Here is a 13,535-nt window from a genome sequence, read left to right on the forward strand (position 1 = left end):
TATAGGAGCAACACCATGGAGATGATTAAAACCCGCGCGGCAGTCGCATGGGGGCCAAACCAGCCGCTGTCCGTTGAAGAAGTTGATTTGATGCCACCACAAAAAGGCGAAGTGCTTGTCCGGATTGTCGCCAGTGGGGTTTGCCACACTGACGCCTATACCCTTTCGGGCAAAGATCCTGAAGGGATATTCCCGGTGATTCTGGGTCATGAAGGCGGCGGGATTGTCGAAGCGGTGGGTGAAGGTGTGACCAGTGTTGCCGTAGGCGACCACGTGATCCCGCTGTACACACCTGAATGTGGCGAATGTAAATTCTGTCGCTCCGGTAAAACCAACTTGTGCCAAGCGATCCGCAGCACACAGGGCAAGGGCTTGATGCCGGATGGCACCACCCGCTTCTCTAAAAATGGTCAACCAATCTTCCATTATATGGGCACCTCAACGTTTTCTGAGTTGACCGTTGTGCCAGAAATATCACTGGCAAAAATCAATAAAGAAGCGCCATTAGAAGAAGTTTGCTTATTGGGTTGTGGCGTCACCACCGGCATGGGTGCGGTGATGAATACCGCCAAAGTGAAACCGGGCGATACCGTGGCTATCTTCGGTTTGGGTGGCATTGGTCTATCCGCCGTGATTGGTGCACAAATGGCGGGTGCTAGCCGTATTATCGGCATCGACCTCAATACCAGTAAATTCGAGCTGGCCCGCAAACTGGGCGCGACTGACCTGATCAACCCGAAAGATTATGATAAACCTATCCAGGACGTGATTGTCGAGCTGACCGACGGCGGCGTCGATTTCTCATTTGAATGCATTGGCAACGTCAATGTAATGCGTTCAGCGCTAGAGTGCTGCCATAAAGGCTGGGGCGAGTCTGTGATTATTGGCGTCGCCGGTGCCGGTGAAGAGATCTCAACGCGCCCATTCCAACTGGTAACAGGCCGTGTATGGCGTGGCTCTGCATTTGGTGGTGTCAAAGGCCGCTCAGAATTGCCGGGCATTGTGCAGCAATATCTGGATGGTAAGTTCGCCCTGAGTGATTTCATTACCCATACTATGGGCTTGGATCAGATCAACGAAGCTTTTGACTTGATGCATGAAGGTAAATCCATTCGTACCGTAATTCATTTTGATCAATCGGCACAAAACCATTCTCTGCAAAACAAATAGAGCAAGGAGGCAGACAACGCATGAATACGTCACTTGAACTTCTCGAAGAGCACCGGATGTTTGGTGGATGGCAGCAACGCTATCGCCATGCCGCCAGCAGCCTGAATTGCAATATGACTTTCAGCATCTATCTGCCACCACCACGGGATGATAACCCACCGCCGGTGCTCTACTGGTTGTCGGGGCTGACCTGTAATGATGAAAACTTCACGCTGAAAGCGGGCGCACAGCGAGTTGCCGCCGAACTGGGATTGGTACTGGTGATGCCAGACACCAGCCCACGTGGCGAAGGTGTGCCTAATGATGATGGCTATGACTTGGGTCAGGGGGCTGGGTTTTATCTGAATGCAACGCAAGCCCCTTGGTCGACACATTTTCGGATGTACGACTATATCAGCCAGGAGTTGCCAGCACTGATCCGCCAGCATTTTAGTGTCAGTGAACGTCAGTCGATCAGTGGTCACTCAATGGGCGGTCACGGGGCGTTGATGTTAGCGCTGCGCAACCCGCAGCAATATCAGTCAGCCTCTGCTTTTGCGCCGATAGTGAATCCGTGTCAGGTACCTTGGGGGCGTAAAGCCTTTACTGCCTATCTAGGTGCTGATGAAAGCCAGTGGCTGCAATACGATAGCTGCCATTTACTGACTCATGCAAAGGTTCCGCTGCCGATGTTAGTCGATCAAGGCGATGGCGATCAGTTCCTTGCTGAGCAGTTACAACCAGCAAAACTGGCCGAATTGGCGCGCCAGCGTGATTGGCCGTTGGCTATACGTATTCAGCCAGGTTATGACCATAGCTATTTTACCATAGCGACATTTATTGAAGATCACCTGCGTTTCCATGCTGAGTATTTACATCCGTAACAGGTGTAAATAACCGAATGAGTGACCCTAAATACCTTAAGCCCCTATTGGGGCTTTTTTTATTTATTAAATAATTAGCGGCAGTGGTTATGTCAGTAATTAATAATTATAAAAACAGATAAATAAAGCGAGATACCTCCACATGATGACCAGTGAACTCTTAAATGATATCAAACTCAACCCGATATCGAGTATATTAGCGATAGCAATAACTGCATTGGGAATGGTTTCATCATTTTTAGTGTTACTGCTTTATTTAACGGATAACAATATAGAGAAGCATAATAATAACTATTCGCAAACTTATCGTATAGAAACCCAGTTTAATTTGCCTAGCGGTGATGAGATTAAATCAGCTCAAGTACCATTGCCGCTACTGTCTGCATTGCAAGCTGGCCCAGTGGGAACGAAGCTGCAAAATACGACACTTTACAAAGCGGGCTGTTTCGAGGGTTTAAGGCGTAAAAAAAGGATCTCAAGAAGATCCTTTTTTTTAACGATAAACTAGTGCTATTTCATCCGAAGCAGTTTGTCGTAGTTCGGATAAATATCATCGACCTTTTCAGTTGTCCCATCAGGATATAATACTGTCATCCCTGGACTATCCTTCCGGCTCTTAGGGCTTTCAAGATTAACAACTTTTTGAGAATATAAAATTGGCTCGATACTTATATGTCTTGTACCATAAAGTCTGTAATACCGACTCCATTTTTCATATCCCGGATCACCAGCAAACAACTGAGCATATACCTCATGAAACATATTATTGATAACGATCATGGGATAAAATTTAGTCTCAAACTGTAGGTCGCCATTTACTTTTTTTGGCTCTCCTTCACCAAAAGCATTCCGGTATCCATCATCATCAAAATCAAATACATAGTTTGCAGCCGTGACGTCTTTTCCGTTAGCCAAAGCAGATGTTTTGGATAACTGTATCCCAACCCTGACACCGCTGAGTTTCCAGTCACATTTACCGCCGCCATTCATGGCTATTTTCGCTTCCCGGCGGCCATTGCTGTCCGTCTGACTGAGAGAAACCAGTTGTGGGTTGACGCCCCTGACCGTAGTCACATGCGACTCAGTCGTGTTGTCATAGACCTCTTTCCGACACGTCTCTGAGCGGTACAAGACATCCAGCGGCAGCGCCTCCGTTTCAGGCGGTAACTTTACGATCACAGTCACCCAATCGCTACTAACCGGAGGGTTCAGCGTATAGTCCAGGCGGCTGGCGCAGCCACTCAGGGGCAACAGCGTAATGACCGGAAACAGTGCCGTGAGTGTTTTAGTTAGACAGTTCAATTTCTTCCCCCGCAACTGATTTAAAACGAATAAGCGCGTTATCCCCGCCCGGCAGTTTCCGGGTCACGGCCAGCGTGCTATCCAGCATATCCTGTAGGGAAAGGAACATCCGGTTACGTTTCAGTTCTTCCGCCGGGGAGTTTTTTCCGTATTTTTCCATCTGCTGCCGGAAATTTTCCCGGGACGTTTTGCGGCTCAATTTCAACTCCGGCCACGCCGACTCCAGAAGCTGATTATTCAGGAACGGCAGATATTCTTTCGGCATCGAATGCCGTCCGGGATTGGTCAGATGGTCAAACGTCGGGTTGGTGTTACGCGGGAAAACCGTCTGGATATCCGTCAGCGGAAACTCCCGAATAAACGCCTCCTGCGCCTCTTTCGCCTCCTCGTTTTCCGTCTCGCCCAGCGAAGGAACGAGGAACAACTTCACCTTGTACTGCTGGCTGTAGCTGAGGCGACGGCAGGTGGTCGGGTTCATCATCACCTTGCACTCTTCGTATGAACCGGTCTGGGTGGTGCGGAAGAACACCACCGGTTTGCCGTGGTGCCAGTAGTGCTCCCCGACATACGCCCCGGCCATCTGTGCCGGCATCTCGGCCGCCAGCGTCCAGAAAAAACCCAGCGTGGTACCGAGAGGGCCAAACTTACCGTACAGCCAGTTGTCCAGATTGGCATCAAACGGCACGCTGGTGATGGTGTCGCTGTCATTGACGTGCCGGTAGTGGGTCACCTGATACAGGCGGCCCACCGCGTCCGCGGTGAAGGTACGCGGCATGCCGTAGGTGTAAAGGATCGGTTCAATCTCCTTCATCTCCGCCGCATAGGTCAGCCCCAGCGCCCCACCCAGACTGTGGCCGCAAATAAACAGTTTTTTGGCCCCATTAGCTTTAGCTAAGGCGTTTTTTATTTGAGTAAACTTATCTCCAAACCGCTCTTTAGCAAGCTGATACGCATTCAGAAAACCGCCGTGAATACGCCCGGCTTTTGCCAGCTCGGGGGGGCAGGGCTGCGGCGAGAAGGAGGCATCGGTGAGCCAGTCGGGGACCTCCTGCGTTCCGCGCCACGACACCATCACCTGCTCCGCGTTTTCCACGTAAAAAAACTGCGTGCTGTCGAGCAGCGGACGATCAACCGCCTTATCCCTGAGCTGACTGGAGTCCAGAAATTCAGCAGCGGTATATCGCTGGCTGAACGGCACGTCCGCTACCAGCGCGTGAGCAAATGACGGAAAATCGAGATATTCAGGCGTGCGCGACAGATCCAGACACTGCTCAAAAAAGAACTGTTTAATGACCGTATCGCCACCCGTTGCATAGGCCATGTCCGCCATCATGCCGAGGTTGTAGCCGTTCGCCAGCGAATAGTCTTTCGTGTCGTGCAGCACCAGCGACCACGCCCGGAACGGGCAGATCTCGATAACGTGCCGCTTCTCCAGCGTCTCTCGCGCTATTTCCGTGCCTTTCAGCGACTTTTCCGGCGGAAAATGAAACCGGGGCGGCGTTTTATCTTTCCAGTGCTCAATCTCCGGCACCCGGTCGCAGAGTTCGCCGATGGTCACATAGTGATGTACATGACCGTGCTGCTCCGCGCTGATCTGCACGTTTGAACGCCATTTAGGGTCGCGGCTCTCAGGCCGGAAGTGATTATGACTCACCGGCTGGCTGTTCGGGTTGCGGCTGATACCTAGCGGACGCTGTTCCATTTCGTCAGCCAGCGGCTGGGCGTCAGCTTTCACGTCAACCGTGGCCCAGTACAGGTCGTCGAACCGCACCAGTCCCTGACTGTCGGTCACACCAGCGGGCGGATTGGGCGGCGGCGCAGGATTGTAGTCATAGCCACGCTGGCGACACAGGGCAACGTCCGCCGCCGAGGCCAGTGGACGGTACTCCAGCCGCACGCTCAGCCCGGAGACCGGGTTGTTGTTCTCATCCACAAACTGGAGTTCAAGCCAGTATTTATGGGGTTCTCCACGACAGTAAACGACCTTACCTTTGGGCCTAAGGCTGGTGAAACTGGTATTGTCACCTATGATTTCCATGCGAATTCCTTGCACGTTAAATGGATAAATAACGTCCATCATAACCCAAACGGCATTTTATCGTCGTTGCCGCAGGGCAAACAAAAGCAATATTCTGTCAAACGTGGCATTTTAACCCATTAAGCTGGCAGCCTTTACCCTGAGAATAGTCTGTCGGGTGGTATTGAATTCTCGGGCAACGGCGCTCACGCTGCTCCCCGCACTGAGACGTGCCAGGGCGGATTGTTTCTGTTCATCATTCAGCGCAGAGGGGCGTCCAAAGCGCTTTCCTGATGCCTTCGCCCGGGCGATACCAGAGTGTGTGCGCTCAAGCAGCAGATCTCGCTCAAATTCCGCTACGGCAGAAATCACCTGCATGGTCATTTTTCCCGCTGGACTGGTAAGATCTACGCCCCCCAGTGCCAGGCATAGAATTATTTAACGACCCAGCACTGAAACCACACCACAGTCATTTCAGTGCTGACTTATCCGCAGCGCTATAACTCAACCTCTTGCCCTTTACGGTGCAACCGCCAGGAGACTAGGAAGGTGAGGAAACACATGGCCGAGACATACCAAAAGAAGCTATTTTCCAGATCAAACGACTTGAGAGACAGCGCCACATATTCAGCACTACCGCCAAACATGGCATTCGCAACCGCATAAGATAAGCCCACCCCCAGAGCTCTGACTTCTGGTGGGAACATCTCAGCTTTCAGCAAGCCACCAATTGAGGTATAGAAGCTAAGAATAATCAGAGCGGTGACAATCAGCGTAAAGGCGATATAAGGGCTAGTGACCCCTTTTAACGCATGTAAAATAGGCACTGTCAGCAACATTGATAACAGACCAAAGGTCAGCATCGATGTTCGGCGGCTAATACGGTCAGATAACGCACCAAATAATGGCTGAATAAGCATAAAAATAAATAACGCAGCAGTCATCACTAAGCTGGCGGTTTTCACATCCATTCCGGCAGTATTGACCAAATATTTTTGCATATAAGTGGTGTAAGTATAGAAAGAGAGCGAACCACCCGCAGTGAAGCCCAACACCATAATAAATGCACGTCGATTCTTCCACAGTCCTCTCAAGCTACCGGCATCTTTCTTATTTCGGCTCTTTTCATCTGAGGTTTCATTCAGTGAACGGCGCAAATAGAGAGCAACTACCGCCAATAATGCCCCAAGAACAAATGGAATACGCCAACCCCAGCTGTGCAGCACTTCTGATGACAGGGTTTGCTGTAATAGAACCAGCACAAGTAATGCCAGTAATTGACCACCAATTAATGTGACATATTGGAAAGAGGCATAAAAACCTTTGCGCCCTTTTACTGCCACTTCACTCATATAAGTTGCACTGGTGCCATATTCCCCGCCAACGGATAACCCTTGGAATAAGCGAGCAACCAATAGCAAAATAGGGGCCAGACTGCCGATGGAAGCATAGGTTGGCAGGCAGGCAATCATTAACGAACCCGCACACATCATATAAACGGAGATAAGCATGGAGAGTTTACGACCATGTTTATCGGCGATATAACCAAATAGCCAACCGCCTATCGGTCTCATTAAAAACCCTGCGGCAAAAACACCCGCCGTCTGCACTAATTGTGTCGTTGGATTATCGCTGGGGAAAAAAAGCGGGGCAAAGTAGAGAGCGCAAAATGAATAAATATAAAAGTCGAACCATTCAACCAAATTACCGGAGGAGGCACCAACAATGGCGCGGATTCTCTGCCGGGTATCTGCTTTTTCTGTCAAACGTGCTGATTGTGCTACGTTCTCTGTCGATACCGTTTCGATTGGTGTTGTTTCTGCCATATTGATGCATCCGTCATCTTGTTGAGTGTCTAGACCTGCATCAACACTCACTTATATATTGTTATGTTGTTATATATTGGTAACAATATGGTTTCAATTGATGTTGCACTCGATTGGGCAGTTTAGGAAATAACTTATATTTCCTTGTGATCTCAATTAGATAATTATGTATTTGGTATGTATGGCGAATATTTTTCTGTGAGATTTAACACAGATATAAGCAATAGCAGCCATTATTGTTGCAATAATAATTGACCAGCATCCGTGCTTCACTGGTCAATTATCGGCTTAGTTATGCAGCCTAAAAAGCCGATCCCGGTTGTAATAGAAAAGCTTGCTCCTCAGCGCTGGAAACTCGCCCGAGGATATGATTACGGTGCGGGTAACGACCAAAACGATCAATAATCGCCTTATGGCGCAGTTCATAATCCAGTTGAAGCTCATTACCTAACTCGGTATATAGCGCCAGCGCTTGTTGATGAATTAATGCAGATTCTGAGTGCATAAATGGCATATACAAAAAACCACGTTGCATACGCGATAGCAGCCCAGTCTGACCACTACTGACCGCCTCTTGTGCCAACACTAACGCCATACCGTCACAGGAAAAAGCCGTGGGTAAATCGCGGAATATATTTCGACTGAACTGATCTAATACCAGTATTTCAGCCAAACGCCCTTCGATATTTTGCCGCCAATGCGCCAATTCCCCCTTTGATGCTGCCTGCCAGACTGAACCAAAATGCTGACGTAAATGGGCATCAAAATCCTCATCCTTTTTAAACCACAACGCCGAGTCCATTTCACTAAACCAGAATGTAATAATTTTTTGATAGTCCATATTATCCCTCTGTTTCGTCAAACGATGATAATTGCCAATGAAAAAGAATAACACCGATCAAGACAGTCTCAGTCTGTGGCCTCCATCCATTCACCCACCCTTCAATCTCTGCCATAATGACTCTCTTATTTGATGGGTAACACTGCATCCATCCTACCTCTTAGCAGGATGCACACAGACCACGGAGTTCAGCATGGATCACTGTAATACCTCGGATTTACTCTCTCTGGAACAAGCTCTGACTAAAATGCTGTCACAGGTCACCCCGATGCAAGCAACAGAAGTTGTCCCGTTAACCCATGCTGCAGGGCGTATCACAGCCAGTGCAATTACCTCCCCCATCGCCGTCCCTCCTTTCGCCAATTCGGCTATGGACGGTTATGCCGTACGCTGTAATGAGCTTAGCAGCGGACTGCCATTACCGGTGGCCGGTAAGGCTTTTGCAGGTGCCCCCTTTAAAGCTACATGGCCTGCCAATACATGTATCCGGATCATGACCGGTGCACCGATTCCTGCGGGAGCCGATGCCGTCATCATGCAAGAACAGGCAGTTATAAGTGAACAAGGTGTCACATTTAATGGCAATGTGCATATCGGGCAAAATACCCGTTTAGCGGGTGAGGATATTGAACAAGGTGCGACTGTGTTCCCTGCTGGCGTGAAATTAGGCGCAGCCCAACTCCCCTTGCTGGCATCATTGGGGATTGCCGAAGTCACCGTTTTTCGCACCTTGAAAGTCGCTATTTTCTCTACTGGCGATGAGTTGCAGCCGATCGGGCAGCCGTTGGGTGAAGGTCAAATTTATGATACTAACCGTTTTGCGGTTCGCTTAATGCTGCAACAGTTAGGTTGCCAAATTATTGACCTTGGCGTCATCCGCGACGACCAACTGGCATTGCGTCAGGCATTTGAACAAGCCGATGGTGTTGCTGATCTGGTTATTAGTAGCGGCGGCGTCTCCGTCGGTGAAGCGGATTACACCAAACAGATGCTGGAAGAGTTAGGTGATATTGGCTTCTGGAAATTGGCGATAAAACCCGGTAAACCTTTTGCCTTTGGTAAATTAGATCACGCCTGGTTCTGCGGCTTACCGGGCAACCCGGTCTCGGCGGCCCTTACTTTCTATCAGTTAGTACAACCGCTGATTGCTAAACTCTCCGGCCACTCTGAGTGGCATCCGCCATTACGCCTGAAAGCAACAGCAGCGACAAAATTGAAAAAATCCCCTGGTCGCCTGGATTTCCAGCGCGGAATTTTCTCGACCGACGTCAACGGTGAACTGGAAGTGCGCACCACTGGCCATCAGGGATCCCATATATTCAGCTCATTTAGCCAGGGTAACTGTTTTATTGTGCTCGAACAGGAGCGTGGTTCAGTGGCAGTGGGTGAAACCGTTGAAATAGAGCTATTTAACTCGCTGTTAGGGGGCTGAATGTTGCCTGAACTTTCCGATGCACAAGCTCTGCGTTACAACCGGCAAATTGTCCTGCGCGGTTTTGATTTTGACGGCCAGGAAAAGCTTAACGCAGCTAAGGTGTTGATCGTGGGATTGGGCGGTCTTGGGTGTGCAGCGGCACAATATCTGGCAGTGGCAGGAGTCGGCCATCTGACACTGCTGGATTTCGATACGGTTTCCCTTTCCAATTTGCAACGGCAGATCCTACATCGCGATAGCCGCATCGGAATCGCTAAAGTAGCTTCTGCGGCGCAGGCTCTAACAGAGATGAATCCCCATCTGGCACTGAAAACAATCGATGCCCAGTTAGATGATGAACAGCTCGCTGCCGCCATTGCTGAACACCAATTAGTGCTGGATTGCACAGATAATGTCGCCAGTCGCGAACAATTGAACCGTCTATGCTATGCCCAACGTAAGCCGTTGGTTTCAGGTGCTGCAATTCGGATGGAGGGGCAAGTCAGTGTCTTCACTTATCAGGAGAATCAGCCCTGCTATCGCTGCCTTAGCCGATTGTTCGGCGATAACGCCCTCACCTGTGTTGAAGCTGGGGTAATGGCCCCCTTGGTAGGGATCATCGGTAACTTGCAGGCGATGGAAGCGATAAAACTACTGGCAGACTATGGTCAGGTAATATCAGGCCGCATACTGATGTACGACGCTATGGCCGCAGAGTTTCGCAGTTTAAAACTGGCAAAAGATACCCATTGTGAGGTTTGTGGCAAGATTTAGTGAGTTTCAGCACAAAAAAAAGCTGATGCTCTGCATCAGCTCTCTTATCAACACTCAGTCAAATAATCAGGACTGAATACCTTGGCTACGCAGATAGTCTTCGTAGTTACCGGTAAAGTCGATCAGCTTGCTTGGCGTCATCTCAATCACTCGGGTCGCCAGTGAACTGACGAACTCACGGTCATGGGAAACGAAGATTAACGTACCTTCGTACATTTCCAATGCCATGTTAAGCGCTTCGATCGATTCCATATCCAAATGGTTGGTTGGCTCATCCATGACCAGAATGTTAGGGTGCTGCATCATCAGCTTACCAAACAACATCCGCCCTTTCTCGCCACCAGACAAGACCTGCACTTTCTTCTTGATATCGTCCTGACTAAACAGCAAGCGGCCTAGCACACTGCGCACAGCCTGCTCGTCGTCTTTTTCCTGTTTCCACTGGCTCATCCAGTCAAATACCGTCAGATCGATTTCAAAATCACTGGCGTGATCCTGCGCGTAGTAACCGATTTTACTGTTTTCAGACCATTTCACGGTGCCAGAATCTGCCTGATAATCCCCGACCAGGGTTTTCAGCAACGTCGATTTACCGATACCGTTTGGCCCGAGGATAGCCACTTTCTCACCCACTTCCAGGCGCAGATCCAGTTTTTTAAACAGCGGGCCGTTATCAAAACCTTTGGTCAACAGTTCAACTTCCAGCGCATTACGGAACAACTTTTTATCCTGATCAAAGCGGATAAACGGGTTCTGGCGGCTAGAGGCTTTCACTTCATCAAGCTGAATTTTATCAATCTGACGGGCACGCGAAGTGGCCTGCTTGGATTTAGAGGCGTTGGCACTAAAGCGGCTAACAAAAGATTGCAGTTCAGAGATCTGAGCTTTTTTCTTGGCGTTATCAGAGAGTAGACGATCGCGAGCTTGAGTCGCAGCCGTCATGTACTCGTCATAGTTACCCGGATAAACACGCAGTTCGCCGTAATCCAGATCCGCCATGTGGGTACAGACCATGTTCAGGAAGTGACGGTCATGGGAAATAATGATCATGGTGCTGCTACGTTCGTTCAGCACTTGTTCCAACCAGCGGATCGTATCGATATCCAAGTTGTTGGTCGGTTCGTCGAGTAACAAAATTTCTGGGTCTGAGAACAGAGCCTGCGCCAACAAGACACGCAATTTGAAGCCGGGAGCGATTTCGCTCATCAAACCATAATGTTGCTCAACCGGAATACCGACGCCGAGCAGCAATTCACCGGCACGGGCTTCTGCGCTGTAACCATCCATCTCACCATAGGCAACTTCCAGATCAGCCACTTTATAGCCGTCTGCTTCGCTCATTTCAGGTAGGGCGTAAATGCGGTCGCGCTCTTCTTTTACTTCCCACAATTCGCCGTGACCCATAATAACGGTGTCTAGCACTGTGTTGTTTTCAAAGGCGAATTGGTCCTGACGCAATTTACCCAGACGCTCATTTGGGTCAAGGAAGACGTTGCCGCCGCTTGGTACCAGATCACCACCAAGGATTTTCATGAATGTGGATTTACCACAACCATTAGCGCCGATCAGGCCATAGCGATTACCGCCACCGAATTTTACTGAAATGTTTTCAAACAGCGGCTTGCTGCCGAATTGCATGGTGATATTGTTAGTACTTAGCACAGAGCTCGCTCTCGATTGGATTTCTGAATAGGGATATTCAAGAATGATAGAAAATGTGATTCGGCGCGCATTATGCCACAAGATGGCAAGAGTATCGCCTCCAGTTTTGCACGAAATCTCAGCAGGGGGACAAATCCGAAAATGAACGGCGGTTTTAGCAGAGGTTGTCGCGGGGCTATCTACAGGTAAAAGAGGCGAAATCGCCCCTTAAGTTACCTCACAAAACGCCAAGCTATCAGTGCTATACCTCATCGACGCACTGCAATGCGCGATGCTTATCCAGCAAGAAAGGCCGTAAATAGCCCACCGAATTTGACATCGGTAACACCTCTTCGCTGAGGCGAATATTCAGCACATGACAAATATAGTGACGCCGATGCTCTATTCTTTGCCAAACTTCTGGGTAATAGGTCGCAAGGTCGTGCCGCAACGGTTGATCCGCCAGCGCTATGCACTCCTCAGCACTGACTCCGGCATAACCTTTTACCGAAGGAATAATATCAATTTGGAATAACATGCCACTGCTGATTATCTCTTCCGAACCACGATAAATAGGGGAACACAACCACTCTTCATCAGCCACTAAATGACCGGGATTTAACGACCAGTGATATTGCGATTTAGGGAAAACCGCCTCAACCAGCGAATACATCTCTTTGCCTAACATGCCAATACGGATATTTTCCAGCCAGGCCACTACCGTGGTGTAATAAGGAATAGCGACCTTGTCGAGATAATCCCTTTCCGCTAGCGGCAGTTCATCAGCGTGATGGACAGCATAACCGGTTCGGCTACTCAGGCCGCCTTTAAATCCAGTGGTCAATGAAATCTTATCGCCAAGTTGTACCGTTTTATCACTAGGATACAAATTAGCTTGTTCAAAACGCGCGCCGGTGGCTGCAATCATCACCACGGTATTCGGTTGCCCTTCATCAGCAAGATAACTGCCCAGTTGTTTCTCTGTTTTACCCATATCCACGGCCGCCAATGCATTAAGAATACAATTCGATGCCAGATTCGCTCCATATTCATAATGCGCCAATTCATTAGCATTATTGGTGACTCTGGCTGCGATATCACTGCCAATAAACAGCGCAGTGGCATTAATCACCGTTGTGGCGGGTGATACTGATTGTTTAATGGCATCGACAATAAAATTTGGGATATCAAACAGCTGGCTATTATCGTCCTGTGTGCTGGTAAAGAGTTTCCATCCAGCTACCCCCACCTTTTTTGCCTGCTGAATACCGGTGTCAGCCAACAATTCAGCCAATGTCTTGCTGTTTTCCATTGGCTGATTTGGCAGAGAAAAATAGGGAACATGAACCCCGATGTTCCCCACTCGAGCATATTGCGATAACTTTAAATTCTCGTTACCCAGTAATAAATAGATCTCCCCTGAGACATGTATCACCAGTGCCGCCTCTTCAAATCGGGGAATAAATCCAGTCAGATACTCAAAGTTGCCGCCATGTTCTTTGTCAGCATAAACAAATAGGTAATCGATATCCGCCCGAACCATATTGCTGATAACTTTGGCCTTACGAGCAGCAATGGTGCTATCACTAATCGCGACCTTGGATACAGCGTTAAACCTTGATGGCACATCAATAGGATTAAGTTTTATCTGGCGCTTAGCAATCATCTTTTCCATAACAATCATTAC

10 protein-coding genes and 2 pseudogenes are annotated in these 13,535 nt (G+C 49.1%); 5 read left to right on the plus strand and 7 right to left on the minus strand.

Translation table 11 applies throughout. The features are described 5' to 3' along the window. Positions 1-15 precede the first annotated feature (15 nt). The 3 genes and pseudogenes from ACZ76_RS02135 to ACZ76_RS02145 all read left to right on the plus strand — a co-directional run. Positions 16-1,170, plus strand: a complete 1,155-nt coding sequence (locus ACZ76_RS02135) for an S-(hydroxymethyl)glutathione dehydrogenase/class III alcohol dehydrogenase (RefSeq protein WP_048616371.1) — start codon at positions 16-18, stop codon at positions 1,168-1,170. 20 nt (positions 1,171-1,190) lie between these two features. Then, positions 1,191-2,033, plus strand: a complete 843-nt coding sequence (fghA, locus tag ACZ76_RS02140; RefSeq protein WP_048616373.1) for an S-formylglutathione hydrolase — start codon at positions 1,191-1,193, stop codon at positions 2,031-2,033. A 142-nt stretch (positions 2,034-2,175) separates the two neighbouring features. Beyond that, positions 2,176-2,424 (plus strand): annotated as a pseudogene (locus tag ACZ76_RS02145) (darobactin export ABC transporter permease subunit); the annotation flags it as partial. 119 nt (positions 2,425-2,543) lie between these two features. Here the strand turns inward: ACZ76_RS02145 and ACZ76_RS19485 are convergent. The 5 genes and pseudogenes from ACZ76_RS19485 to ACZ76_RS02170 form a co-directional block, all read right to left on the minus strand. Beyond that, the gene (locus ACZ76_RS19485; protein ID WP_048616377.1) at positions 2,544-3,335 is read right to left on the minus strand and encodes a hypothetical protein; all 792 of its coding nucleotides are present in this window, start codon (positions 3,333-3,335) and stop codon (positions 2,544-2,546) included. Continuing rightward, a complete protein-coding gene (locus tag ACZ76_RS02155; protein ID WP_048616379.1) occupies positions 3,319-5,373 on the minus strand; it encodes a lipase family protein in 2,055 nt (684 codons plus the stop codon). The genes ACZ76_RS19485 and ACZ76_RS02155 overlap by 17 nt, the downstream gene beginning before the upstream one ends. A gap of 111 nt (positions 5,374-5,484) precedes the next feature. Further along, a pseudogene (locus ACZ76_RS02160) lies at positions 5,485-5,781 on the minus strand (helix-turn-helix domain-containing protein); the annotation flags it as partial. A 68-nt stretch (positions 5,782-5,849) separates the two neighbouring features. Further along, on the minus strand, positions 5,850-7,178 hold the full coding sequence (locus tag ACZ76_RS02165; RefSeq protein WP_048616381.1) for an MFS family transporter: 1,329 nt from the start codon (positions 7,176-7,178) through the stop codon (positions 5,850-5,852). 301 nt (positions 7,179-7,479) lie between these two features. Then, positions 7,480-8,019, minus strand: coding sequence for a DUF924 family protein (locus ACZ76_RS02170; RefSeq protein WP_048616383.1), 540 nt, complete (start codon positions 8,017-8,019; stop codon positions 7,480-7,482). 193 nt (positions 8,020-8,212) lie between these two features. On the opposite strand from ACZ76_RS02170, the gene moeA reads away from it, so the two are divergent. Both moeA and moeB read left to right on the plus strand, forming a co-directional pair. Continuing rightward, the gene (gene moeA, locus ACZ76_RS02175; protein ID WP_048616385.1) at positions 8,213-9,451 is read left to right on the plus strand and encodes a molybdopterin molybdotransferase MoeA; all 1,239 of its coding nucleotides are present in this window, start codon (positions 8,213-8,215) and stop codon (positions 9,449-9,451) included. Continuing rightward, positions 9,452-10,207, plus strand: coding sequence for a molybdopterin-synthase adenylyltransferase MoeB (moeB, locus tag ACZ76_RS02180; RefSeq protein ID WP_048616387.1), 756 nt, complete (start codon positions 9,452-9,454; stop codon positions 10,205-10,207). It begins immediately after the preceding gene. 66 nt (positions 10,208-10,273) lie between these two features. Here the strand turns inward: moeB and ACZ76_RS02185 are convergent, their stop codons facing one another. Both ACZ76_RS02185 and ACZ76_RS02190 read right to left on the minus strand, forming a co-directional pair. After that, a complete protein-coding gene (locus tag ACZ76_RS02185) occupies positions 10,274-11,869 on the minus strand; it encodes an ABC-F family ATPase (protein WP_071840458.1) in 1,596 nt (531 codons plus the stop codon). A gap of 241 nt (positions 11,870-12,110) precedes the next feature. Continuing rightward, positions 12,111-13,523, minus strand: a complete 1,413-nt coding sequence (locus tag ACZ76_RS02190) for a M24 family metallopeptidase (RefSeq protein ID WP_048620157.1) — start codon at positions 13,521-13,523, stop codon at positions 12,111-12,113. Positions 13,524-13,535 lie beyond the last annotated feature (12 nt).

The sequence above is a fragment of the Yersinia aleksiciae genome, assembly GCF_001047675.1.
GTDB lineage: Bacteria > Pseudomonadota > Gammaproteobacteria > Enterobacterales > Enterobacteriaceae > Yersinia > Yersinia aleksiciae.

Coding starts and splice junctions, on each gene's coding strand:
- ACZ76_RS02135 (WP_048616371.1), top strand. CDS start 16: ATGGAGATGATTAAAACCCGCGCGGCAGTCGCATGGGGGCCAAACCAG.
- fghA (WP_048616373.1), top strand. CDS start 1,191: ATGAATACGTCACTTGAACTTCTCGAAGAGCACCGGATGTTTGGTGGA.
- ACZ76_RS02155 (WP_048616379.1), bottom strand. CDS start 5,373: ATGGAAATCATAGGTGACAATACCAGTTTCACCAGCCTTAGGCCCAAA.
- ACZ76_RS02165 (WP_048616381.1), bottom strand. CDS start 7,178: ATGGCAGAAACAACACCAATCGAAACGGTATCGACAGAGAACGTAGCA.
- ACZ76_RS02170 (WP_048616383.1), bottom strand. CDS start 8,019: ATGGACTATCAAAAAATTATTACATTCTGGTTTAGTGAAATGGACTCG.
- moeA (WP_048616385.1), top strand. CDS start 8,213: ATGGATCACTGTAATACCTCGGATTTACTCTCTCTGGAACAAGCTCTG.
- moeB (WP_048616387.1), top strand. CDS start 9,452: ATGTTGCCTGAACTTTCCGATGCACAAGCTCTGCGTTACAACCGGCAA.
- ACZ76_RS02190 (WP_048620157.1), bottom strand. CDS start 13,523: ATGGAAAAGATGATTGCTAAGCGCCAGATAAAACTTAATCCTATTGAT.